Origin of the sequence: Ideonella aquatica, assembly GCF_018069755.1 — a bacterium.
Classification (GTDB): Bacteria; Pseudomonadota; Gammaproteobacteria; order Burkholderiales; family Burkholderiaceae_C; genus Ideonella; species Ideonella aquatica.
This window is the reverse complement of the sequence record NZ_JAGQDE010000023.1, coordinates 37,731-61,468: the sequence shown is the minus strand read 5'-3', so window position 1 is coordinate 61,468 and position 23,738 is coordinate 37,731. Positions and strand designations below refer to the sequence as shown.

Below are 23,738 nucleotides of genomic sequence, written 5' to 3'. Positions count from 1 at the left end.
GCAGCGGCGGCAACGGCGCTGGCGCCACGGCTGTCGCGACGGCCACGGGCGTGGGCGCCTCGACCGGGTCGGCCACGGCCACGGCCGGTGGCGGCGACGGCGGCGCGGGCCGCGACGCCGGCCGCTCCGGCGGCAACGGCGCCAGCGCCAGTGCATCGGCCAACGCCAATTCGGGCAGCGGCACGGCCACCGCCACGGTGAACGTCAGCGGCGGCCACGGGGGTACCGGCTTCACCACGGCCCAAGGGGGCGATGGCGCGGGGGTGACGGTGACCGGTGCGGTCAGCGGCAACACCACCGGCACGCTGGCGCTGAACCAGAACGCCACGGGCGGCAGCGGCGGCTACTCCTATGAGTCCGGCGCCGGCAGCGCGGGTGCTGCCAGCAGCACCCTGATCTACACCAACAACACGCCGGGCACGATCAACGCCAACGTGCACGCCACGGGCGGCACGGGCGGCGGGACCACCTCGGGCTCCACCACCGTGGGCGGGCAGGCCACCACCAACGTGCGCATCACCGGCAGCGGGGCGATCAACGTCAATGGCTATGCCAACGGCGGCGACGGCGGCAGCGCCAGCAACGACAACGGCTCGGCCGGTGCGCGCGGCACCAGCACGGCGCGCGGCACCACCTCGGGGGCTGCAGCGGTCGGTGTTTCCAGCCAGGCCACCGGCGGCAATGGGGGCTCGGCCACCGGCGCCGGGCACAGCGCCGGCAACGGCGCCAACGGGGTCACCTCGGCCAACGGCCAGAGCGGCAGCGGCACGGTCACCGTCAGCGCCCGCGCCACCGCCGGCAGCGGCGGCACGGGGGGCGCGGGGGCCAACGCCGGCGACGGCGCCAACCAGGTTGTCACCGACGCGGCGGTAGGCAAGACCACCGGCACGCTGACGCTGAACCAGGATGCCTATGCCGGGCATGGCGGCACGGCCAGCGACGGCGTCGGCGGTGATGGCGGCAACGCCACCTCGCGCCTGACCCGCAGCGACACCTTTGCCAGCCAGCACACCATCAACCTCTACAGCCGCGGCGGTACCGGCGGCGCGGCCGGCGCTGGGACGGTTGGTTCCTCCGGCACGGCGCTGAGTGAGGCCACGGTGACGGCGGTGGGCAACCTGACCATGGGCATCGACGCCCTGGGCGGCACCGGCGGCGCCGACAGCGCGGGCAGCGGCAGTGCCGGCGGCAAGGGCACGGCCAACGCCAGTGGCACCACCGTCGCCAACAAGACCGCCACGATCACCGCCACCGCCACCGGCGGCAGTGGCGGCTCGGCCAGCGGCAGCGGCGCCGGCGGCAATGGCGGCCAGGCGGCGCTGACCAGCAGCGGCGTGTCGGGCAACGGCACGGTCACCGCCACGGGCACGGCCAACGGCGGCGCGGGGGGCACCGGTTTCACGGGCGCCAACGGCGGCAATGGCGCCGTGATCAGCGTCGTCGATGCGGTGTCCGCCACCACCTACGGTACCGCTGCGATCAACCAGAACGCCAATGGCGGCAATGGCGGCTATTCCTACACCGCCACCGCGGGCAACGGCGGCGGCGCCAGCAGCAGCCTGCTGCGCGACGACACCAGCGCCGCCCGTCTGACGGTGACCCTGCGCGCCGACGCCGGCAGCGGCGGAGGCACCACCAGTGGCACCGGCGGCGCAGCAGGTGCGGCCACATCAACGCTGGACCTCAGCGGTGTGGGGCAACTGGCGGGCAGTACCTATGCCACCGGCGGCAGCGGCGGCGGCGGCTCGACCGCCAATGGCCGCAATGGCGGCGCGGCCACCTCCACCGCGGTCGCCGACTCGGTGCTGTCGGCACCGGTGACGGTGCTGGCCCAGGCCAATGGCGGCACTGGTGGCGCCAGCAGCGCCGGTAATGCCGGCGCGGGCGGGGGCGCCACGTCGTCCGCTTCGGGCTCCAGCGGCAGCGGAGCCGTCGGCGTGACCAGCCGCAGCTACGGCGGCACCGGCGGTGCGGGGTCGAACAGCGGCAACGGCGGCGTCGGTGCGGCAGTCACGCTCACTGACAGCGTGAACGGCAGCACCAGCGGCGTGCTGACCCTGACTCAACTGGCCCAGGGTGGCGTCGGTGGTGGCAGCGCCAGCGGCACCGCCGGCAAGGGCGGCAACGCCAGCAGCAGCCTGACGCGCAGTGACCTGCTGGCCTCGACCTTCAACGCTGACATCACCGCCAACGGTGGCGCCGGAGGCGCCTCGTCGCTGGGCAGCACGCTGGTCGGTGGTAACGCCACCACGCAGGCCACGATCGAGGGCGTCAACATCCTGAATGTCGATGGCGCGGCCACCGGCGGCACTGGCGGCGGCGGCGGTGCCGATGCCAGTGGCGCCAAGGGCGGCAACGCCAGCACCACGCTGGTCGGTCGCAGCCTGGGCACGGCCGCCGTGCGCGTCACCGGCAGCGCCAATGGTGGCCGCGGTGGCCAGGCCGCGGGCGCCGGCCGCACGGCCGGTGCGGGCGGCACTGCCAGCACCAGTGTCAGCGGACAGTCCGAGGACGGCACGCTGACGCTGTCGGCCAGCGTCAATGGCGGCGACGGCGGCACCGGCTACACCGGCGCCCATGGCGGCAGCGGGGCCAATGCCTCGGCGGTCAATGCCGTGGCCGGCACCTCCACCGGCACGATCTACCTGACCCAGAACGTGTCCGGGGGCGCGGGCGGCTACTCGTACGCCGGCCAGGCGGGCGGTGGCGGCAGCGCCACCAACAACCTCACGGTGAGCCTGGCCGATGCCGAGTACCTGAACATCTCGATGACCACCACCGGCGGCGCCGGCGGCAGCACCAGTGACGGCCTGGTGGGCCTGGGCCAGCAGGCCTCGTCCCAGCTGTCGGGCACGGCGCCGGGCCGCACCTACCTGGTGGGCTATGCCAACGGTGGCAATGGCGGCTCGGTCGGCACCGGTGTGGCCAACGGCGGCAACGGCGCCACGGCCTCGTCCCAGGTCCAGGCCAGCAGCTCGCTGGACTACGACGCGCAGGCACTGGCCCAGGCCAACGGGGGCGATGGCGGCACCGGCCGCGGTGTCGGCCAGAGCGGCGGCGCCGGCGCCACCGCCACGGTGTCGGCCAGTGCCAGCACCGGCACCGGCTCGGCCACGGTCATTGCGCGCGCCTATGGCGGCAGCGGCGGCGGCGGTCTGAACGGCGCCAATGGCGGCCAGGGCGCGTCAACCTCGCTGGTCAACGTGGCCAGCGGCAGCACGCTGGGCGCACTGTCGATCACCCAGAATGCCTACGGTGGCGTGGGCGGCAGCTCGGACAGCGGCATCGCCGGCAACGGTGCCAACGCCAACTCCCAGCTGACCCTCAACAGCGGCTCGGCGACCGCGTCGATCGTGGCGCTGGCCTCGGGCGGCACCGGCGGTCAGACCACGGCAGGCACCAGCGGCACGGGCGGCCAGGCCAGCAGCGCGGCCACGGTCAGTGGCAGCAACACGCTGTCGGTGGGCTCCTACGCCACCGGCGCCACGGGCGGCGCCGGCACCTCCACCGCCTCGGGCGGCGACGGCGGCAGCGCCCAGGCCAGTGCCTCGGCCACCACCGTGCTGTCGCGTGCCGCCACCGTGGACGTGCAGGCCCATGGCGGCAACGGCGGCGCGGCCGTGGGTGTGGGCCAGACGGGCGGCGCGGGCGCCACGGCCAGCGCCTCGGGTCAGGCCACCTCAAGCACCGGCGCACTGTCGGTGACGGCGCTGGCCGACGGTGGATCCGGTGGTACCGGCAGCACCGGCGCCGATGGCGGCCTGGGGGCCTCGGTGACGCTGGTGGGCGCGGTCAACGGCGTCACCCGCGGATCGCTCATCCTCAGCCAGACCGCCACCGCTGGTGCGGGCGGCTACTCCTACACCGCCCAGGGCGGCCAGGGTGGCAGCGCGCAGTCCAACCTGATCCGCAACAACCTGCAGGGCCGCACGGTCACCGTGACCAACAATGCCACCGGCGGCGCGGGTGGCGGCACGAGCTCGGGCTCCGGCGGCAGCGGCGGCGATGCCGGCACCAACACCGGCATCACCACCGTCAACACGATGGGCACGCTGACGCTGAACACCACCGCCACCGCGGGCAATGGTGTTGGGGCCGGCAGCGGCGGCGATGCCGATGCGCGGGGCAACGGCGGCGCCGCGCGCACCGCGACAGTCAATGTCTACGCCACCGCCGGCACCGGCGCCACCGCCGGTCAGGCCGATGCATCGGCCACCGCCACCACCACCGCGGCGGCCGGTGCGTCCACCGCCAATGCCCGTGCCACGTCGCTGGCCGGCACGGCCAATGCCACGGCGGTGACCCATGGCATCGATGCCGCCGACCTGAGCTCCTATGCCTGGGCCAACGGCGCGGCGGGCCTGACCACGGCGCGCAGCACCGCCACCAGCGGCACCAGCAGCATCCAGACCAGTGCCGAGGCGGACGTCAAGGCCACCACCATCAGCCAGGCCTCGTCCAGCTACAACCCCGCGGCTGGCCTGAACTTCCCCAACCTGAACGGTGGCAGCAACGGCATGCAGGCCTTCTCGTTCGCCAACGGGGCGCCCAACGCCGCCTCGCTGAACACGCTGCTGGGGGCCCACCCCAATGTGGCGGCCGCGGTGGGCTCGGGCGTGGTGATCGGGCTGGGCTCGCTGGGCGCCAACTACAGTGGTGGCGTCGGCACGCGCACCTACACCGCCAGCGCGCTGTACAGCTTCAACCTGAACACCGCCACCGACCTGACGCTGGGCCTGCTCGACATGACCGCCTACAACGGTGGCTTCGACACCCTGAACTTCAAGGTCAAGCGCGGTGGCACCACGGTGCTGAACGCCAACTTCGCGACGCTGCCCGACGCCCAGGCCTACTTCACCGACAAGGCCAAGACGCTCAGCGGCTTCGTGGCCGGCAACAACACGGTGCTGCTGACCTACACGCTGACCGCCAGCGCCCCCAAGGGCTCGGACATCAGCTACCTGCTGAGCCGTCCGGGCGGTACCGCGCTGTGGACGCCGCCGGCCAGCGCCGCCGAGCGCCAGGCCCAATTGACCGAGAACTGGGCAGCGGCCTACCAGGCCGTGGCCCAGCTGCGCGCTCAGGCGGCCGCACCGGCCATCACCAGCGGCCTGCAACCGTCGATGAACGGGTCCACGCTGGCCGGTGGTGCGACGCCCCGCTCGCCGGGTCCGGCCACCGTCAGCCAGGCCGCCACGCGCACGCCGGGTGATCTGCGTGGTGGCGACGTGCGCACGCGCGGCGCGATGCTGCCTTGAGGCGCCTGCCCCGGTGTCCCGCGCGGCTGGCCAGCCTGGTGCTGGCGGCCGTGGCGGGCAGCGCCCTGGCGGCCGATGAGCCGGCCAGCGGCGACGCCTTTGCGCCGCCCGGTCTGCGCTGGGACGCGTGGACGCTGCAGCCGCAGCTGCTGGTGGCCACCGGCCACAACGACAACCTGCGGCTGCAGTCGGCGGGCCAGCGGCGCTCGGCCTTTGTCGCGCTGTTTCCCACGGTGCAGCTGCAGCGCCAGGACGGCAGCAGCCGCTTGAACCTGGGCTGGCGCGCCGAGCGCACCACCTACCTGTCCAGCCGGCTGGACGACAGCACCAACACCGAGCTGTCGGCCGATGGCATCCACCTGCTGGGCACGCGCACCGCGGTGGCCTGGCGCGCCGCCGGGCAGGAGTGGCACGACAGCGTCAGCCAGCCCGACCCGTCGCAGCCCGCTCTGCCGCCCGACCGCTACCTGGCCGCGGCGGCCGGGCTGGTGTGGCGCCACGATCTGGCGCTGGCCGAGGGCGCGTCGCCGCGGCTGGAGCTCGATGCCAGTGCCTCGCGCAAGCGCTACCGCACGCAGCGCGCGCTGACCATCCTGGCCGATGCCGACAGCGCCAGCCTGATCGGCCGCGTGCTGGTGCCGCTGGCCGAGCCCGAACGCCGCGCTGGCGTGGAGCTGCGCCGCCTGCGTCAGCGCTACCCGAACAGCTACCAGTCGCTGTCGCACACCGATGTGCGGCTGCTGGGCCTGCTGCAGTGGGAGCCCACGGCCGAGTGGAGTGGCCAGCTGCAGGCCGGCCCGCAGCAGCGCCGCTTTGACCGCCTGCGCCCCACCCAGGGTCTGCTGAGCTGGTCGGGCGAGCTGCGCTGGCAGGCCACGCCGCGGCGCAGCCTGGAGCTGGGTGGCCAGCGCGAGGCCAGCGACGTGCCCGGTGACGGCGCCGACGCGGTGCTGGGCACGCGCTGGCAACTGGCCTGGCACGAGCAATGGGGCGCCACCCGCGCCAGCCTGACGCTGGCCCAGGTGCGCAGCCACTACGTCAACGGCTTCCAGCCACGCGATGACCGCCTGCGCTCGGCCGACCTGGCGCTGCGCCACGACCTGGGCCGCCACTGGCAGGTCGGCCTGAACCTGGGCTGGCTGCAGCGGCGCTCCAGCATCAGCGGCTTCGACTTCACGCGCCAGTTGGGCTCGGTGGTGCTGAGCACCGGCTTGTGATCAGGCCTCGATCACGCCCCAGCGCAGCGCCAGCAGCGTCAGCTCGGCCTGGTTGCCGGCGTTCAGCTTCTGCTTGATGTTGTAGAGGTGGGTGCCCACGGTGCTGGGCGACAGGCTCAGCGCCTCGGCGATCTCGGCCACGCTCTTGCCGCGGGCCAGGCGGGTGAAGACCTCGAACTCGCGCTCGGACAGCGCATCGAAGGGGCTGGCCGAGCCGTCGAGTTGCGACAGCGCCAGCGCCTGCGCGGTCTGCGCATCCAGGTAGCGCTTGCCCTGGGCGACCGCACGGATCGCCTCGGGCAGGGTTTCGGGCGCGCTGCGCTTGCTGACAAAGCCCTGGGCGCCAGCGTTCAGCGCGCGGCGCGGGTAGGCGGTGTCCTCATGGGCCGAGAGCACCAGCACGCGCGGCGCGTCGTCGCGCGCGCGCAGGCGGCGCAGGGTTTCCAGGCCGCCCAGGCCGGGCATGGTCAGGTCCATCACCACCACCTCGGGTTGCCACTGCGGCAGGCCCTTGAGCAGGGCCTCGCCGTCGGCGGCCTCGCCGACCACCTCGATCTCGCTGCCCGGGGCCTGCAGCAGCATGCGAAAGCCCATGCGTACGACCGCATGGTCATCGACCAGCACCACCCGGATCATGTGCTGGCCTCTGGCGCGCGTGCTGGCAGTTCGACCTGCACGCAGGCGCCGCCGCCGTCGGCCTGGCCGGCCTCGAAGCGCCCGCCCAGCGCCTCGACGCGGCCACGCAGGCTGCGCAGCCCAAAGCGGCCGCTGGAACCTTCCGATGCGGGCAGGCCGCGGCCGTTGTCGGTGATCGTCAGGTGCATGCGTTCTCCTTCACGGCGCAGCGCCACCGCAATGCGCTGCCCGCCACTGTGCTTGAGCGCATTGTTCACCGCTTCCTGCACCGTGCGGTAGGCGGCCAGCGCGGGTTCGGGGTCGACCGGGCCGTCGGCGCCGTCGATCTGCAGCGCGAACTCGGTGCCGACGTGGCGCGCGCGCAGCGAGGCCAGCAGGTCCTGCAGCGCGTCGGGCAGACCCAGCGGGCCCAGCGTCAGCGGGGTCAGGCGCGGGATCAGGCCGTGCATTGCGTCGTACAGGCGGGCCGCCTCGGTGTCGATCAGCTGCGCGGCGTCGCGGCCGACCGCGTCATCCGCCGGCAGCCGGGTGGCCAGAGAGCGCGCCAGCGAGCGGATGCCGGTGACCGACTGGCCCAGCTCGTCGTGCAGCTCGGCGGCGATCTCGCGCCGCTCGGCCTCCAGCCGCTGCTCCACCCGGCGCGCCCAGTCGCGGCTGTCGGCCAGGCGCTGCTCGGCGGCGTGCGCGGCAATGCGCTGCTGCACCGTGGTCTCGATCGCCTCGCCCAGGCGGTTCACGGCGTCGCCGATCAGTGCCGCCTCGCGGCCAGGCAGGGCGGGCAGGCGCGCCGCGTAGTCGCCCTGCTGCAGGCGCTGCAGGCCGGCAACGATCTGGCCAAACGGCTTGAGCGCCCGGTGCACCGCCCAGACCACGGCCGCCAGCACCACGGCCAGCGCCAGCGCGGTGGCGCCGGCCAGCTGCCACAGGTCGTCCCAGCCATCGAGGATGGCGCGCGAGGGGTTGGACTCGATCGTCAGCGTGGCGCCGGGCATGCGGATTTGCTGGCGCTGCAGCGCCGGCGTGACCAGTTCGGTGAACCACTCGGGCGCGCTGCGGCCCTCCTTGTAGGTGGACGCGGGCGAACGGTAGAGCTCTCGACCGTCGGTGTCCACCAAGGTGATCTCGTTGGCCCGTACGCGGCCCAGCCGGTCCAGGAACTCCAGCATCGCCGGCGGCCCGCCGCGGGCGAAGATCCAGCTCACCCGCTCCAGCAGCTGCGCCGCCACGCGGTTGGAGCCGGTGATCTCCTCGCGCACGCTGGCGCGGGTGGCATCGATGCGCAGCCACAGCAGCGCGCCGATGAACAGCAGCATCATCGCCAGCACGATGGCATGGAGCTGCAGCCGCAGGCTGGAGCCAGTGGCGGTGCGGGGCAGGGCGTTCATGCGCCGATTGTCGGCCGCGCCGAGGGGGCTGCCGCACGCCTGGGGTGAACCCGCAGACCGGTTCATGAAAATCATGAGCCCCGTTTCATGGACCGGACGATGACCGCCACGGCCCTCAGGACCACACTTCGTCATCGGTGCCATCCCGGCACTGCACTGACCAAGGAGACCTTCATGACCTGGGAAACCCCGAGCGCCTGCGACTTCCGTTTCGGCTTCGAGATCACGATGTACATCGCGGCCCGCTGATCGGCTGCATCCTCGCCCCGGGGCCGTGCATGCACGGCCCCGTCTGTTTCTCCCTCCCTCCTCGCGTGTCTTGATGAAGCTCATCGTGCTGGGCGCTGCCGCCGGTGGCGGTTTCCCGCAGTGGAACTGCAACTGCACCCAGTGCGCTGGCGTGCGCGCCGGCCGGCCCGGGCTGCGTCGCCGCACGCAGAGCTCGGTGATCGTCGGCGACGGCGCCGACTGGGTGCTGGTCAACGCCAGCCCCGATATCCTGCAGCAGATCCAGGCCACGCCCGCGCTGCAGCCGGCGCGCCAGTTGCGCGACACCGGCATCCGCGGCGTGCTGCTGGTCGACGGGCAGATCGACCACACCACCGGCCTCTTCATGCTGCGCGAGCGCGGCAGCCCGCTGCCACTGTGGTGCACCGACCCGGTCCACGACGACCTGAGCCAGGGCAACCCGATCCTGCGCGTGCTGGGCCATTTCTGCGGTGTGGATCGCCACACCGTCACGCCCGATGGCGCGCCCTTCGAGGTGCCCGGCGTGGCCGGTCTGCGCGTGCGCGCGCTGCCGCTGTGGAGCAAGCCCGCGCCCTTCTCGCCGCACCGCGAACACAACGTGGTGGGCGACAACGTCGGCTACCTGTTCGAGAACACCGCCAACGGCCGCACGCTGTTCTACGCGCCCGGTCTGGCCGAGATCGACCCCACGGTGTGGGAGGTGATGAACACCGCCGACGTGGTGATGGTCGACGGCACCTTCTGGACCGACGACGAGATGATCCGCCTGGGCATCTCCAGCAAGCGCGGCAGCGAGATCGGCCACCTGCCGCAGTCCGGCGCCGGCGGCATGCTGGAGTGGCTGGCCAAGCTGCCCGCCAGCACCCGCAAGCTGCTCATCCACATCAACAACACCAACCCCATCCTCGACGAGCACTCGCCCGAGCGCGCCGCCTGCACCGCCGCAGGCGTCGAGGTCAGCCATGACGGACTGGAGATCGACCTGTGACAGCCATCCTCTCTGACAGCGGCAGCGCCTGGTCGCGCACCGAGTTCGAGGCCCGCCTGCGCGAGCAGGGCAAGGCCTACCACATCCACCATCCGTTCAACGTGATGCTCAACACCGGAAAGGCCACGCCGGAGCAGATCCGCGGCTGGGTGGCCAACCGATTCAGCTACCAGATCGCGATTCCGGTGAAGGACGCGGCGGTGATGTCCAACTGCCCCGACCGCGAGATCCGCCGCGGCTGGATCCAGCGCATGCTGGACCACGACGGCTACGAGATCGGCGGTGTCAAGGACGAAGGCGGCATCGAGGCCTGGATCCGGCTGGGCATCGCCTGCGGCCTGACGCGCGAGGAAATCACCGACGGCCGCCACATCATCCCGGCGGTGCAGTTCGCGGTGGATGCCTACATCAACTTCGCCCGCCAGCGGCCCTGGCAGGAGTCGGTCTGCTCCTCGCTGACCGAGCTGTTCGCCCCCGAGATCCACAAGCAGCGCCTGGCCACCTGGCCCGAGCACTACCCCTGGATCGAGTCCACCGGCCTGCAATACTTCCGCAACCGCGTCACCCAGGCGCGGCGCGATGTGGAACAAGGCCTGGAGGTCACGCTGGGCTACTTCAACACCAAGCCGCTGCAACTGCGCGCGCTGGACATCCTGAAGTTCAAGCTGGATGTGCTGTGGGCGATGAACGACGCCATGGCCACCCGCTACGGCGTGAACACCTGATGGACGATTCGGTCACCCCGCGTCTGGGCCACGGCTTTCGCCTGCAGTGGGAAGAGGCCCAAGGCTGCCATGTGCTGCTCTACCCCGAAGGCATGGTCAAGCTCAACCGCAGCGCGGGCGAGATCATGAGCCGCTGTGACGGCGCCACCGACCTGGCCGGCATCGTCGCCAGCCTGGAGGCCGCGTTCAGCGCCAGCGGGCTGCGGCCGGATGTCGAGAAGTTCCTGGAGATCGCCAGCGGCAACCGCTGGGTGACGCTGGCATGAATGCGCTGTCGGGCCTGAAGAGCGCCGTGGTTGGGCCGCCGCTGTGGCTGCTGGCCGAGGTGACCTACCGCTGCCCGCTGCACTGCGTGTTCTGCTACAACCCGACCGACTACGCGCGCCATGAGGACGAGCTGTCCACCGACGAATGGCTGCGCGTGCTGCGCGAAGCGCGCGCGCTGGGCGCGGTGCAGTGCGGCTTCTCGGGCGGCGAGCCGCTGCTGCGCGACGATCTGGAGCTGATGGTCGCCGAAGCCCACCGCCTGGGCTTCTACACCAACCTGCTGACCAGCGGCGTGGGCCTCACCGAAGAGCGCTGCGCGGCGCTGAAGGCCGCCGGCCTGGACCACATCCAGCTCTCCTTCCAGGACTCCAGCCGCGAGGTCAACGACTTCCTCTCCAGCACCAAGACCTTTGCGCTCAAGCAGCGCGTGGGCGAGATGCTCAAGGCCCAGGGCTGGCCGATGGTGATGAACGTGGTGATTCACCGCCTGAACATCGACCACATCGACCGCATCATCGCCATGGCCCACGAGCTGGGCGCCGAGTACCTGGAGCTGGCCAACAGCCAGTACTACTCCTGGGCGCTGGAGAACCGCGGCCACCTGATGCCCAGCCGCGCGCAGCTGCAGCGCGCCGAGGCCATCACCGACGAGTGGCGCCGCAAGCTCGACGGGCAGATGAAGCTCTTCTTTGTCTCGCCCGACTACCACGAGGCGCGGCCCAAGAAGTGCATGAACGGCTGGGGCAATGTGTTTCTCACCATTACGCCTGATGGCGCCGCGCTGCCCTGCCACACCGCGCGCATGCTGCCGGGCCTGAGCTTTCCCACGGTGCGCGAGCGCGACCTGAAGTCCATCTGGTACGACAGCGAAGGCTTCAATGCCTACCGCGGCACTGGCTGGATGAAGGAGCCCTGCGCCAGCTGCGACAAGAAGGAAGAGGACCTGGGCGGCTGCCGCTGCCAGGCCTACATGCTGGCGAAGGATGCTGCCGCCGCCGACCCGGTCTGTGCCAAGAGCCCGCAGCACGGCGTGGTGCAGGCGGCGGTGGCCGCGGCCGATGCCGGCCGGCTGCCCGAGCAGCCGCTGATCTTCCGCGGCCGGGCCGAGTCGCTGCGGCTGAGCACCAGCTGAAACATTTCCTGCAGGGCAGGCCACGCATTGATCGTTGGTGCGGGACGGCGCGGCGTCCTATGCTGCGCTGCGTTGCGTCTTTCCTCGCCCGTCCCATGCGCCGTCGACAAGTGATACAGACCGTGGCCACCTCGCTGGTCGGCCCTGTTGCGGGGCGCCGTGCGCTCGCCGCATCGGCCGCGCCGGTCTTGGTGATCGGCGCCGGCATGGCCGGACTGATTGCGGCACGCCGCCTGCATGACGCCGGTGTGGCGGTGACCGTGCTGGAGGCCCGCGAGCGCATCGGCGGACGCATCCACACCAGCCGGCTGTGGCCCGATCTGACGGTGGACCTGGGCGCCTCGTGGATCCATGGCACCCAGAGCAATCCGCTGACGGCGCTGGCGGCCGAGGTCGGTGCCCGCCTGGTCACCACCGACTACGACAGCTTCGCCAGCTTCGACGCCCGGCTGGGCCGCCTGCCGACCGGCCGGGGCTCGGAGTACCTGGCTATGCAGCAACGGGTGCGCGAGGCGATTCGCGCGGGCTACCGGGCGCCGCGTGAGCAGGGCTTGGCGGCCTCGGTGCGGCGACGCATCGGGTCCGGCGCCTTGTCCGGGGCCGAGCGCCGCCTGCTCAACCACTTCCTGGTCAGCCTGGCCGACGACGAGTACGCCGGTGACTCGGCCGAGCTGTCCAGCTGGTACTGGGACAGCGCCGACAGCTACCCCGGCCTGGATGCGGTGCTGCCCGAGGGCTATGACGCGCTGGTGCACCATCTGGCACAAGGCCTGGACATCCGCCTGGGTCAGGTGGTCACGCAGATCCGGCACGACCGCAACGGCGTACAGGTCGACACGCTGTCCGGGCGCTTCAACGGCAGCCGTGTGTTGGTCACGCTGCCGCTGGGCGTGCTGCAGGCGGGCAGCGTGCGCTTCAGTCCGGCGCTGCCGGCGGCCAAGCGCGAGGCGATCGCCCGGCTGGGCATGGACAGCGGCGTGCTCAGCAAGGTCGTCCTGCGCTTTCCCCAGGTGTTCTGGGACGATGTGGACTGGCTCGAGCATGTGGCCCCGGCGGCGCGACAAGGCCAGTTCCACCAGTGGCTCAACCTGGCCCGGGTCAGCGGTGGCACGCCAGCGCTGCTGGGCTTTCTGGGCGGCCGCTACGCCTGCGAGGCCGAGGCCGGCTGGCGCGACGACGAGATCGTCGCCGATGCGATGGCGGCATTGCGGGCCATGTACGGCGCCGCCGTCCCCGAGCCCACGGCCTGGCAGATTCCGCGCTGGAGCCGCGACCCCTTTGCGCGGGGCGCCTACTCGTTCAACCGGCTGGGCGCCACGCCGGCGATGCGCGATGCCCTGGCCGCGCCGGTGCAGGGCCGCCTGTTCTTCGCCGGCGAGGCCACCCACCGCAAGCACTTTGCCACCGTCCATGGCGCCTGCCTGTCGGGCTGGACGGCGGCCGAGGCCCTGCTGCAGGGGTGATTGAGGCAGCAGGCATAGCATCGGGGCTGATGAAGGCCCCTCGACTGCCCCCGCTCAATGCCCTGCGCGCCTTTGACCTGGCGGGCCAGTGCGGCAGCTTTGTGGCGGCGGCCGAGGCGCTGCATGTCACCCAGCCGGCCATTGCGCGCCAGATCCGCAGCCTGGAGCAATGGCTGGGTCGACCGCTGTTCGAGCGCCATGCGCGCGGCGTCGTGCTGACCGAAGCCGGGCGCCGCTACCACGAGCGCATCCACCAGGCGCTGGCAGCCATCCACGAAGCCACGCAGGACTTCAGCGCCCAGCCCGACCGTGCCTGGATCCGGTTGATCGCGGTACCTGGGTTTGCGTCGCGCTGGCTCAGGCCGCGGCTGGGCGACTTCCTGCAGTCGCACCCGGGTCTGCGGGTCGCGGTCGAGCCGGCGGCGGTGCTGACCGAGCTGCCGGTGCAACGGGCCGATCTGGGCGTGGGCTACGGCGAGCCCGACGACTTTGCGGGGCCCACCGAGCTGCTGATCCGCCCCCCGGTGTTCCCGGTGTGTGCGCCCTCGCTGCTGGCCCGCCTGGGTCCGCCCGGCTCGGTGCGGGCCCTGCTGCGCTGGCCGCTGCTGCACGAGGACGACGGCAGCTGGTGGGCCGAGTGGTTCGGGCGCCTGGGCGTGCGCGCCCGGCCCATCAGCGAGCTGGCGCATGCCAGCGCCGACGACGTGATGGCGCTGGCGCTGTCCGGCCAGGGCGTGGCCCTGAGCAATCCGCTGCTGGCGCGCGACGATCTGCAGGCCGGCCGGCTGGTCCGGATCCGGCCTGAGTTCTGCGCGATGCAGAGCTACCTGCTGCTGGGCCCGGCGCAGGGCCTGAATCCCCAGGCCAGGCGGCTGGCCCACTGGTTGCGCACGACCCTGGCGGCCGAGGTCGACGCCCCCGAGACGAGCGCGCTCACGGCCTGCCCGGCGCCTCCTCCTGGGGCAGGGTGAAGTAGAAGCAGGCTCCCTGGCCGAGCTGCCCCTCGGCCCAGACCTGGCCGCCGTGGCGCTCCACCGCGCGGCGCACGATGCTCAGGCCCACGCCATGGCCATCGAAGCCGCGGCCATGCAGGCGGCGGAAGGGCTGGAACAGCTCGCGCGCGCGGTCGGGGTCGAAGCCCACGCCGTTGTCGCGCACAAAGACGGTCAGCTGCCGGTCGTGGGCTTCGGCGCCGATCTCCACCGTCGGCTCAGCCTGGCCCTCGCTGAACTTGCAGGCGTTGCCCAGCAGGTTGACCAGCACCGGGCGCAGCAGGTCGGCATCGGCCTGTACCGTGGGCAGGTCGTGCAGGTTGAAAGCCGGCAGGCGCTGCCCGGCCGACTGGCGCTGGATGTCGGCAATCGCCTCGCGCGCCAGCGCTTCCAGCGACACGCTGCGCCGCGCCAGCCGCGCATCGCCCACGCGCGCCAGTTCCAGCAGCGAGGCCACCAGCGCGCGTGAGGTCTGGGCCTGGCTGCCGATCGCGCCCAGCAGCGTGCGCGCGGCCGCGGTGTCGCCACGCTGCAGCGCCTCGTCGGCCAGGCGGGCGGCGCCCTCGATGCCGCCCAGCGGCCCGCGCAGGTCGTGCGAGACGCTGCGGTTGAAGCTCTCCAGCCCGGCCACCATGTCACGCAGGTCGGCGGTGCGCTGCTGCACGCTGCGCTCCAGCGAGGCATTGAGCGTTTCCATCGCCACCTCGGCGCTGCGGCGGCGTTCCACCTCGCGCTGCAGCGCCTGGCTGCGGCGGCGCAGCGTGACGATCAGCACCGTCAGGTAGGACACCGCCAGTGGCGCCATCACCAGGTAGCGCAGTGCGAAGGACACGTGGCCGCTGAAATGGACCAACAAGGCCAGCGACGGAATGGCCGCGACCGTCAGCGCCACCCAGCCGTGGCCGGCGCCCGGCTCGCGCTGGCGTTGGCGCCAGGCCAGTGCGGCCACACCGATGAACACCGCGGTGAGGACGATGTTGCCGGTGCTGCGCGGCAGCGGCACGCCCGCCATCAGCGGCAGGCTCACCAGCAAGGGGGGCACCAGCAGCACCGGCACCAGCGGGCTGCGCCAGCCGCCTCGCAGACCCAGCACCTTGGACATGCCGGCCGTCCAGAAGCCGATCGCCACCAGCATCAGCACCGGCAGCCACAGCATCGGCTGGATCGTCGGGCCCTGCGGCTTGTTCAGGTGGCTGGCGTCCAGACCATAGAACAACGCGATCGCCAGGGCCGCCACGCCCAGCTGCCACAAGCCGGCCTCGCCATCGCGGCGCCACAGGTGCAGGCAGGCGGCCCCCATGGCGAACAGCAGCACCGCCCCGACGCCGCTGCTCACGGACCAGGCTTCGACAGGCAGGCGCGCCAGAAATTCGAACATGCGTCGGGGGCAGTGGACTCCGTCGCCATTGTGACCCGACTTGTTGAAGTGCGCATGTGGGTTGCATGCCTACAACTACCCGGAACACGTCGAGGAACCGACAAATCCCACAGTCTGCAGGCCTCCGTTGAGCCCGCGGCATGCCGGAACTCCTCGCCAAATCAAGCACTTGCGCGGTATCAATCGGTCTGGCACGCCAGTTGCGGTAAGCCTCTCGTCGCGGGCCGAGGGCCCGAGGGAGCCCACGATGGACACCGCCAAGCCGATCTACCTGGACTACGCCGCCACCACGCCAGTGGACCCTCGGGTGGTGCAAGCCATGCTGCCTTACCTGTACGAGCAGTTCGGCAACCCGGCCTCGCGCAGCCACGCCTTTGGCTGGGCGGCCGAGGAGGCGGTGGAAATCGCCCGCGAACAGGTGGCCGCACTGATCGGCGCCGACCCGCGCGAGATCGTCTGGACCAGCGGCGCCACCGAGTCCAACAACCTGGCGATCAAGGGCGCGGCCCAGTTCCACCAGGCCAAGGGCAAGCACCTGATCACCGTGCAGACCGAGCACAAGGCGGTGCTCGACACCATGCGTGAGCTGGAACGCGCCGGCTTCGAGGTCAGCTACCTGCCGGTCCAGGCCGACGGCCTGCTGGACATGGCCGTGCTCGAAGCCGCGGTCCGCCCCGACACCATCCTGGTCTCGGTGATGGCGGTCAACAACGAGATTGGCGTGGTGCAGGACATCACGGCGATCGGCGCGATGCTGCGCGAGCGCGGCATCCTGTTCCATGTGGATGCGGCCCAGGCCCCCGGCAAGATCGCGCTGGACATGGCCACGCAGTGCGTGGACCTGATGAGTCTGTCGGCGCACAAGACCTATGGCCCCAAGGGCATCGGTGCGCTGTATGTGCGGCGCAAACCGCGCGTGCGCATCGAGGCCCAGATGCACGGCGGCGGCCACGAGCGGGGCATGCGCTCGGGCACCCTGCCCACCCACCAGATCGTCGGCATGGGCGAGGCCTACCGCCTGGCGCGCGCCGGCATGGCCACCGAGAACGAGCGCATCCGCACGCTGCAGCAGCGCCTGCTGAGCCAGCTGCAGGACATCCCCGAGGTGCTGGTCAACGGCCACCTGACCCAGCGCGTGCCGCACAACCTGAACATCAGCTTCACCTTCGTCGAGGGCGAGTCGCTGCTGATGGGCATCAAGGGCGTGGCGGTGTCGTCCGGTTCGGCCTGCACCTCGGCCAGCCTGGAGCCCAGCTATGTGCTGCGCGCGCTGGGCCTGTCCGACGAGGTGGCGCACAGCTCGATCCGCTTCTCGATCGGCCGCTTCACCACCGAGGCCGAGATTGATGCCGCCGCGGCGCGCGTGCGCACCACCGTCGAGCGCCTGCGCAGCTTGAGTCCGCTGTGGGACATGCACCTGGCCGGCATCGACCTCGCGTCGGTGCAGTGGGCAGAACACTGACATTCAGGAGATCCTCATGGCTTACAGCGACAAGGTCATCGACCACTACGAGAACCCCCGCAACGTCGGCGGCTTCGAGGCCGCCGATGCCGGCGTCGGCACCGGCATGGTCGGCGCGCCGGCCTGCGGCGACGTGATGAAGCTGCAGATCAAGGTCAACCCGGCCACCGGCGTGATCGAGGATGCGCGCTTCAAGACCTATGGCTGCGGTTCGGCGATTGCCAGCAGTTCGCTGGTCACCGAGTGGGTCAAGGGCAAGACCCTGGACCAGGCGCTGGCCATCAAGAACACCCAGATCGCCGAAGAGCTGGCGCTGCCGCCCGTGAAGATCCACTGCTCCATCCTGGCCGAGGACGCCATCAAGGCGGCGGTCAGCGACTACCGCGCCAAGCTGGGTGAGGCCGTCGAGCACCCCGCCTGCGCCCCCACCCACTGAACCTGTCTGGAGATCCGCCCATGGCCTGCCAATCGCAACCCAACGGCGCCAGCTGCGCCACCTCCGCCACCATGACCGCGCCGCCGACGCTGCCCAGCTTCGCCGATGGCGTGCCGCCGCTCAACCTCAGCGACGCGGTGGTCGACAAGGTCGGCGCCATGCTGGCCGAGGAGAACGATCCCGAGCTGCGCCTGCGCATCTTCGTCACCGGCGGCGGCTGCTCGGGCTTCCAGTACGGCTTCGCCTTCGACGACGCGCCCAAGCCCGACGACCACGAGGTCAGCCGCGGCGGCATCCGCGTGCTGGTCGATGCGATGAGCCTGCAGTACCTGGTGGGCGCCGAGATCGACTACGAGGAGAGCCTGGAGGGCTCGCGCTTCGTGATCCGCAACCCCAATGCCAGCAGCACCTGCGGCTGCGGCAGCTCGTTCTCCGTCTGACTGCCGCGAAAGGCCCGCCATGTCGCTGTCCGTCACCCCCAAGGCCGCCCACCAGATCCGCAAGGCGCTCACCCAGCGCGGCAGTGGCGTGGGCCTGCGCATCGCCGTCAAGACCAGCGGCTGCTCGGGCTATGCCTACGCGCTGGAGTTTGCCGATGCCGCCAACGCCGACGACCAGGTCTTCGAGACCGAGGGCGTGGCGCTGCTGGTGGACGCGCAAAGCCTGCCACTGGTTGACGGCACCCAGCTCGACTGGGTGCGCGAAGGCCTGAACGAAGGCTTCAAGTTCCACAACCCGAACGCCTCGGCCAACTGCGGCTGCGGCGAATCGTTCGCCGTGTGATGGAGCCCCCAGGCTCGCTGGCGCTCGCCACCCCCCGAGGGGGCTCAGCCAGTGGACCGGCGAAGCCGGATCCACGGCTGGGACCGGGTTGGGGCGGCGGCGGTGCGGCACGTGGGCGGCGGGGCTTCCCCCAACCTTTTCTGGAGCGATGAATGGCGCTGCTGCAGATCGCTGAACCCGGCCGGGCGGCGGCACCGCACCAGCACCGGCTGGCGGTGGGCATTGACCTGGGCACCACCCATTCGCTGGTGGCCACGCTGCGCAGCGGCGTGCCGGTGGTGCTGGGTGATGAGGCGGGTCGGCTGCTGCTGCCCAGCGTCGTCCACTACGCCGCTGACGGCGCCGTCACCGTGGGCGCCGACGCCCAGGCGCTGGCCGCCGAGGACCCGCTCAACACCATTGCCTCGGCCAAGCGCCTGATCGGCCGCGCGCCGGCCGACATCACGCCCGGTCTGGTGCCCTATGCACTGGAGGCCCTGGGCCCCAGCGCGGTGGGTGTGCGCACGGTGGCCGGCGTGAAGAGCCCGGTCGCGGTGGGCGCCGAGGTGCTGCGCGCGCTGCGCGAGCGCGCCGAGGCCGCGCTGGGTGGCCCGCTGGTGGGCGCGGTCATCACCGTGCCGGCTTACTTCGATGACGCACAGCGCCAGGCCACCAAGGACGCCGCCCGCGCCGCCGGCCTGAACGTGCTGCGCCTGCTCAACGAGCCCACCGCGGCGGCCGTGGCCTATGGCCTGGACACCGCCAACGAAGGCGTCTATGTGGTCTACGACCTGGGTGGCGGCACCTTTGATGTCAGCGTGCTGCGTCTGACCCGGGGCGTCTTTGAAGTGCTGGCCACGAATGGCGACCCGGTGCTGGGTGGCGACGATGTGGACCAGCTGCTGGTCGACTGGTTCTGCAGCCTGGACCCGGCGATGGACTGGGGCCCCAACGACGCCAGCGCACTGCGCCGTGCCGCCCGCACGGCCAAGGAAGCGCTGTCCGAGCACGAACAGATCACGATGCTGTGCCGCACCAGCGCTGGCGAGCAGCAGGGCGCCCTGCTGACGCGCGAGCGGCTGGATACCCTGGTGCAGCCGCTGATCGAGCGCACGCTGGGCCCGCTGCGGCGCGCGCTGCGCGACGCCGGCCTGAAGGCCCCCGAGGTCGACGGCGTGGTGCTGGTCGGCGGCTCCACCCGGCTGCTGGCGGTGCGTCGCGCGGTGACCGATGTCTTCGGCCGCGAGCCCTACACCGGCATCGACCCCGACCAGGCGGTGGCGCTGGGCGCCGCGATCCAGGCCGACCAGCTGGCCGGCAACCGCGCCGCGGGCGACGACGGCCTGCTGCTGCTGGATGTCTGCCCGCTGTCGCTGGGCCTGGAGACCATGGGCGGTCTGGTCGAGAAGATCATTCCGCGCAACTCCACCGTGCCCACCGCGCGGGCGCAGGAGTTCACCACCTTCAAGGACGGCCAGACCGCGATGGCGCTGCACGTGGTGCAGGGCGAGCGCGAACTGGTCAGCGAGTGCCGCAGCCTGGCGCGCTTCACGCTGAGGGGCATCCCGCCGATGGTGGCGGGCGCGGCGCGCATCCGCGTGACCTTCCAGATCGATGCCGACGGCCTGCTCAGCGTCACCGCGCAGGAGCAGACCAGCGGCGTGCAGGCGCATGTCGAGGTCAAGCCCAGCCACGGCCTGGCCAACGAGGCGGTGGCCGGCATGTTGCAGTCGGCGATTGCCAGCGCCGAGTCGGATGCTGCGGCGCGCCTGCTGCGCGAGGCCGAGGTCGAGGCGCGCCGCCTGCTGGATGCGGTCGACGCCGCGCTGCACGAGGACGCTCATCTGCTGTGGCCGCGCGAGCAGTTCGCCATCCTGCGCGCGATGCAGGACGTGGCCGACGGCCTGGAGCAGTGCGCCGAGGGCGAGGGCGGCAGCCCGGAGGAACGCAAGACCCTGCGCGAGTCCCTGCGCCAGGCCACCGAGGGCCTGAACCAGGCCACCACCGCCTTCGCCGGCCGCCGCATGGACGCCCGTGTGCGTGCGGCGCTGGCCGGTCAGCGGCTGGACACGCTGGCCAGCGCGGTGGCCGCTGCGCCCAGCCCCGCTCACGCCTGACCCATGACCACGCCCGTGCTGATCACCGTGCTGCCGCACGCCGCGCTGTGCCCGCAGGGCGCCCGCATTGAAGCCCAGCCGGGCGACAGCCTCGTCGATGCCCTGCTGACGCACGGCATCGCGATCGAACATGCCTGCGAGAAGGTCGGTGCCTGCGCCACCTGCCATGTGCATGTGCGCAGCGGTGGGGCCTCGCTGAAGGCGCCCGGCACCGACGAGGAAGACCAGCTCGACGCGGCCTGGGGCCTGGACGCCCAGTCGCGCCTGGCCTGCTGCGTGACCCTGCGCGACGCACCGCTGACCATCGAGCTGCCGCGCTACACCAAGAACCACGCGCGCGAGCGCTGAGCCGGCCGCGGATAATCGTCCTGGCAACACCCTTGTTCGGGGCTTCTTCGTCCGGCCCGCTGGCCACACTCGTCGACGACGCACCGGGTGTCTCCGGGGCCCTGTCCAAGTGCCGACGATGAATGCTGTGACTCGCCTGTCGACCCTGCTGCGGGGCGCCACCTCGCCGTGGCTGCCCGCCGCACTGATGCTGGCGGCGGCGCTGCTGCCCTGGCTGAGCGCCGCGGCGTTGCCGGTGTCGACGCTGCTGATCCTGGCCGGCCTGGTCCTGACCGCCTGGCAGCAGCACCGCCAGCGTGCCGCGCTGGACGACCTGCATGCGGCGATGGAGCGTGTGGCCTCGGGCGACCTGACCCGCAGCCTGGACGAGCAGTCGGTGCGCGGCAGCCTGGGCCCGATGGGCGCCCGGCTGGAGGCCATGCAGCGCGCGTGGTCGCGCCTGGTGGCCAATATCCGCAGCGAGGCCGAACTGGCCGCGCTGGCGGGTGAGCGCCTGTCGGCCGACGCCCGCGCGCTGTCGCAGCGCACCGAGGAACAGGCCGCCACGCTGGAGCAGACCAGCGCCAGCGTCACCGAACTCAGCGGCAGCGTGCAGCGCAATGCCGAGGCCGCCGGTGAAGCCAACCAGCTGGCCGACGGCGTGCGCCACAACGCCGAGCGCGGCATCGGCGCGGTGCAGCAGGCGGTCGAGGCCGTCTCGCGCATCGAGCAGCGCTCGCAGCAGATGAGCCAGATCATTGGCGTCATCGACGGCATTGCCTTCCAGACCAACATCCTGGCGCTCAACGCCGCGGTGGAAGCTGCACGCGCCGGTGAGACCGGGCGCGGCTTTGCGGTGGTGGCCACCGAGGTGCGCACGCTGGCCGGGCGCACTGCCAGTGCCGCGGCCGAGGTGCGCCAGCTGATCCAGGCCTCGGCTGGTGAGGTGGGCGCCGGCGTGCAATGCATCCGCGAGGTCGACCAACTGCTGGGCGAAATGGCCAGCGGCGTGCGCCAGGTGGCCGACCGCGTGCGCGAGGTTGCCACCTCCACCGCACGGCAAAGCCACAGCGTGGGCGAGATCGCGCAGGCGGTGGGCGGCATCGAGCAGCTCACGCAGCGCAACATGATCATGGTCGACAACTCGGTGGGCGCTGCCGAGCAACTGCGCCAGCAGGCGGCCAACCTCAAGCAGGGCGTGCTGACCATGCGCCTGCGCCAGGGCTGTGCCGACGAGGCCCGCACGCTGTGCGAGCGCGCCGTGGCCGCGCTGCGCAGCGATGGTCTGTCGCGCGCCGTGCAGCGCTTCCACGACCAGGCCGGCGGCTTCATCGACCGCGACCTGTTCGTCATCGTGCTCGACCGCCAGGGCCATTTCCGCGCCTTCGGCGCCGACCCCAGCAAGGCCGACAAGCCGGCGGTGCTGCCGCCGGGCGTCGACGTGCAGGCCGTGGTGCAGCAGACGCTGGCGATCGCTGACCAGGGCGGGGGCTGGCTGGAGTTCCGCTCCTGGCACCCCGTCACGCGCACGCCGGTGGACAAGATGGCCTTTGTGATGCCCTGGGAGGACCTGGCGGTGATGGTCTCGGCCAACCGCTCCGACGGCGGCTGACGCCCCCCCGCGGCGCGCGCCGCCTGTGCGCAACCCGACAATTCCCACAGCCCCGACGGCACCAGGCCGAGCGGGATTTTTTCTTTGCCAATCAAGGACTTGAGCGGCTGATCCGGGGTGGCACAGCGCTTGCGATGCCTAGCGCACAGCTCCGCAAGGACAGCCCCATGCGCGCCGACCCCACCTGGCCCTTCACCGTCAACGACACCACGCTGCGCGATGGCGAGCAGACCGCCGGTGTGGCCTTCACCGCCGACGAGAAACTGGCCATTGCCCGCGCGCTGGACGCGGCCGGCGTGCCCGAGCTGGAGATCGGCGTGCCGGCCATGGGGGCCGAGGAATGCGCACTGATCCGCGCCATCACCGGCCTGGGCCTGCGTGCGCGCACCATGGTCTGGGCGCGCATGCACGGCAGCGACCTGCAGGGTGCGCTGGCCTGCGGCGCCGACATCGTCCACCTGTCGGTGCCGGTGTCCGATCTGCAGATCGAGCGCAAGCTGCAGCGCGACCGCGACTGGGTGCTGAACACCCTGACCCGCCATGTGCTGGCCGCGCTGGACGCCGGCGCCACCGTCAGCGTCGGCTTCGAGGACGCCTCGCGGGCCGACGCTGACTTCCTGCGCCGCTGCGCCGCCACCGCCCAGTGGGCCGGCGCCACCCGCGTGCGCTACGCCGACACGCTGGGCATCCTCGACCCCTTCGAGACCTGGCAGCGCATCAGCGCGCTGCGCACCGAGATCGACATCGCGATCGAGATGCACGCCCACGACGACCTCGGCCTGGCCACCGCCAACACGCTGGCCGCCTGGCGTGCCGGTGCCACCCACGCCAGCACCACCGTCAACGGCCTGGGCGAACGCGCCGGCAATGCCGCGCTGGAAGAGGTGGTGATGGCCATGCGCCACCTGCACGGCGTGGAGTGCGGCGTCGATACCCGCGCGCTGCCGGCGCTGTCGCGCCTGGTGGCCGAGGCGGCCGGCAGGCCGGTGGCGGCGGGCAAGGCCATCGTCGGTGACGGCGTCTTCAGCCACGAGTCGGGCATCCACGTGGACGGCCTGCTGAAGGACGCCCGCAACTACCAGGGCTTCGACCCCGCCGAGCTGGGTCGCGGCCACACCACCGTGCTGGGCAAGCACAGCGGCACGCATGCCCTGCGCGCCGTCTGCGACAGCCTGGGCCTGCCGCTGGGCGACGCCCAGGCGCCGGTGCTGCTGGCCGCGGTGCGCCGCCATGTGCTGGCCACCAAACAGTCGCCGCGCCCCGAGGAGCTGCGGCGCCTGCACCGAGAACTGTTCGCCCGGCTTCCCGCGCCGCTGGCCGCTTGAAGGAGAC

Annotated in this window: 20 protein-coding genes; 17 read left to right on the top strand and 3 right to left on the bottom strand. The window is 71.9% G+C overall.

Annotated elements, in window-relative coordinates; translation table 11 throughout:
• Window positions 1-50: 50 nt before the first annotated feature.
• Together KAK06_RS19720 and KAK06_RS19715 are read left to right on the top strand one after the other, a co-directional pair.
• Window positions 51-5,258, top strand: coding sequence for a beta strand repeat-containing protein (locus KAK06_RS19720; RefSeq protein WP_210803869.1), 5,208 nt, complete (start codon window positions 51-53; stop codon window positions 5,256-5,258).
• Entirely contained in the window at window positions 5,255-6,475 is a 1,221-nt protein-coding gene (locus KAK06_RS19715; protein WP_210803868.1) for an outer membrane beta-barrel protein, read from the top strand. The genes KAK06_RS19720 and KAK06_RS19715 overlap by 4 nt, the downstream gene beginning before the upstream one ends.
• On the opposite strand, the gene KAK06_RS19710 is transcribed toward KAK06_RS19715, so the two are convergent.
• The gene (locus KAK06_RS19710; RefSeq protein WP_210803867.1) at window positions 6,476-7,111 is read right to left on the bottom strand and encodes a response regulator; all 636 of its coding nucleotides are present in this window, start codon (window positions 7,109-7,111) and stop codon (window positions 6,476-6,478) included.
• Window positions 7,108-8,496, bottom strand: coding sequence for an ATP-binding protein (locus KAK06_RS19705; protein WP_210803866.1), 1,389 nt, complete (start codon window positions 8,494-8,496; stop codon window positions 7,108-7,110). Before KAK06_RS19705 ends, KAK06_RS19710 begins: the two co-directional genes overlap by 4 nt.
• A 174-nt stretch (window positions 8,497-8,670) precedes the next feature.
• Between KAK06_RS19705 and pqqA the strand changes: the two genes are divergently transcribed.
• The 7 genes from pqqA to KAK06_RS19670 all read left to right on the top strand — a co-directional run bounded on the left by pqqA (window position 8,671) and on the right by KAK06_RS19670 (window position 14,291).
• Complete coding sequence (gene pqqA / locus KAK06_RS24700; RefSeq protein ID WP_510587267.1) at window positions 8,671-8,745, top strand: pyrroloquinoline quinone precursor peptide PqqA; 75 nt, start codon at window positions 8,671-8,673, stop codon at window positions 8,743-8,745.
• Between the two features lie 73 nt (window positions 8,746-8,818).
• Entirely contained in the window at window positions 8,819-9,733 is a 915-nt protein-coding gene (pqqB, locus tag KAK06_RS19695) for a pyrroloquinoline quinone biosynthesis protein PqqB (protein ID WP_210803864.1), read from the top strand.
• Window positions 9,730-10,458 carry a pyrroloquinoline-quinone synthase PqqC gene (gene pqqC, locus KAK06_RS19690; protein WP_310741128.1) on the top strand — a complete coding sequence of 243 codons (729 nt, stop codon included), beginning with the start codon at window positions 9,730-9,732 and terminating at the stop codon, window positions 10,456-10,458. Before pqqB ends, pqqC begins: the two co-directional genes overlap by 4 nt.
• Window positions 10,458-10,724, top strand: a complete 267-nt coding sequence (gene pqqD / locus KAK06_RS19685; protein WP_210803863.1) for a pyrroloquinoline quinone biosynthesis peptide chaperone PqqD — start codon at window positions 10,458-10,460, stop codon at window positions 10,722-10,724. The genes pqqC and pqqD overlap by 1 nt, the downstream gene beginning before the upstream one ends.
• Window positions 10,721-11,857, top strand: a complete 1,137-nt coding sequence (gene pqqE, locus KAK06_RS19680; RefSeq protein ID WP_210803862.1) for a pyrroloquinoline quinone biosynthesis protein PqqE — start codon at window positions 10,721-10,723, stop codon at window positions 11,855-11,857. Before pqqD ends, pqqE begins: the two co-directional genes overlap by 4 nt.
• A 95-nt stretch (window positions 11,858-11,952) precedes the next feature.
• Window positions 11,953-13,320 (top strand): flavin monoamine oxidase family protein, encoded by a 1,368-nt coding sequence (locus KAK06_RS19675; RefSeq protein ID WP_210803861.1) that lies wholly within the window; start codon window positions 11,953-11,955, stop codon window positions 13,318-13,320.
• A 29-nt stretch (window positions 13,321-13,349) separates the two neighbouring features.
• Window positions 13,350-14,291, top strand: coding sequence for a LysR substrate-binding domain-containing protein (locus tag KAK06_RS19670; protein WP_210803860.1), 942 nt, complete (start codon window positions 13,350-13,352; stop codon window positions 14,289-14,291).
• Here KAK06_RS19670 and KAK06_RS19665 read toward each other — a convergent pair.
• Window positions 14,254-15,690 (bottom strand): sensor histidine kinase, encoded by a 1,437-nt coding sequence (locus tag KAK06_RS19665; protein WP_210803859.1) that lies wholly within the window; start codon window positions 15,688-15,690, stop codon window positions 14,254-14,256. The genes KAK06_RS19670 and KAK06_RS19665 overlap by 38 nt on opposite strands.
• Before the next feature lie 247 nt (window positions 15,691-15,937).
• On the opposite strand from KAK06_RS19665, the gene KAK06_RS19660 reads away from it, so the two are divergent.
• From KAK06_RS19660 to nifV, 8 genes are all read left to right on the top strand, one after another.
• Window positions 15,938-17,152, top strand: a complete 1,215-nt coding sequence (locus tag KAK06_RS19660; RefSeq protein WP_210803858.1) for an IscS subfamily cysteine desulfurase — start codon at window positions 15,938-15,940, stop codon at window positions 17,150-17,152.
• A gap of 16 nt (window positions 17,153-17,168) precedes the next feature.
• Window positions 17,169-17,588, top strand: a complete 420-nt coding sequence (iscU, locus tag KAK06_RS19655; RefSeq protein ID WP_210803857.1) for a Fe-S cluster assembly scaffold IscU — start codon at window positions 17,169-17,171, stop codon at window positions 17,586-17,588.
• Window positions 17,589-17,659: 71 nt separating this feature from the next.
• Window positions 17,660-18,028 carry an iron-sulfur cluster insertion protein ErpA gene (erpA, locus tag KAK06_RS19650; protein WP_247652998.1) on the top strand — a complete coding sequence of 123 codons (369 nt, stop codon included), beginning with the start codon at window positions 17,660-17,662 and terminating at the stop codon, window positions 18,026-18,028.
• A gap of 19 nt (window positions 18,029-18,047) precedes the next feature.
• Window positions 18,048-18,371 (top strand): HesB/IscA family protein, encoded by a 324-nt coding sequence (locus KAK06_RS19645; protein ID WP_210803855.1) that lies wholly within the window; start codon window positions 18,048-18,050, stop codon window positions 18,369-18,371.
• 152 nt (window positions 18,372-18,523) lie between these two features.
• Window positions 18,524-20,467, top strand: coding sequence for a Fe-S protein assembly chaperone HscA (hscA, locus tag KAK06_RS19640; protein WP_210803854.1), 1,944 nt, complete (start codon window positions 18,524-18,526; stop codon window positions 20,465-20,467).
• A gap of 3 nt (window positions 20,468-20,470) precedes the next feature.
• On the top strand, window positions 20,471-20,815 hold the full coding sequence (gene fdx, locus KAK06_RS19635; RefSeq protein WP_210803853.1) for an ISC system 2Fe-2S type ferredoxin: 345 nt from the start codon (window positions 20,471-20,473) through the stop codon (window positions 20,813-20,815).
• Window positions 20,816-20,933: 118 nt separating this feature from the next.
• Window positions 20,934-22,406 carry a methyl-accepting chemotaxis protein gene (locus tag KAK06_RS19630; protein WP_210803852.1) on the top strand — a complete coding sequence of 491 codons (1,473 nt, stop codon included), beginning with the start codon at window positions 20,934-20,936 and terminating at the stop codon, window positions 22,404-22,406.
• Between the two features lie 167 nt (window positions 22,407-22,573).
• The gene (nifV, locus tag KAK06_RS19625) at window positions 22,574-23,731 is read left to right on the top strand and encodes a homocitrate synthase (RefSeq protein WP_210803851.1); all 1,158 of its coding nucleotides are present in this window, start codon (window positions 22,574-22,576) and stop codon (window positions 23,729-23,731) included.
• The last annotated feature ends 7 nt before the right edge of the window (window positions 23,732-23,738 follow it).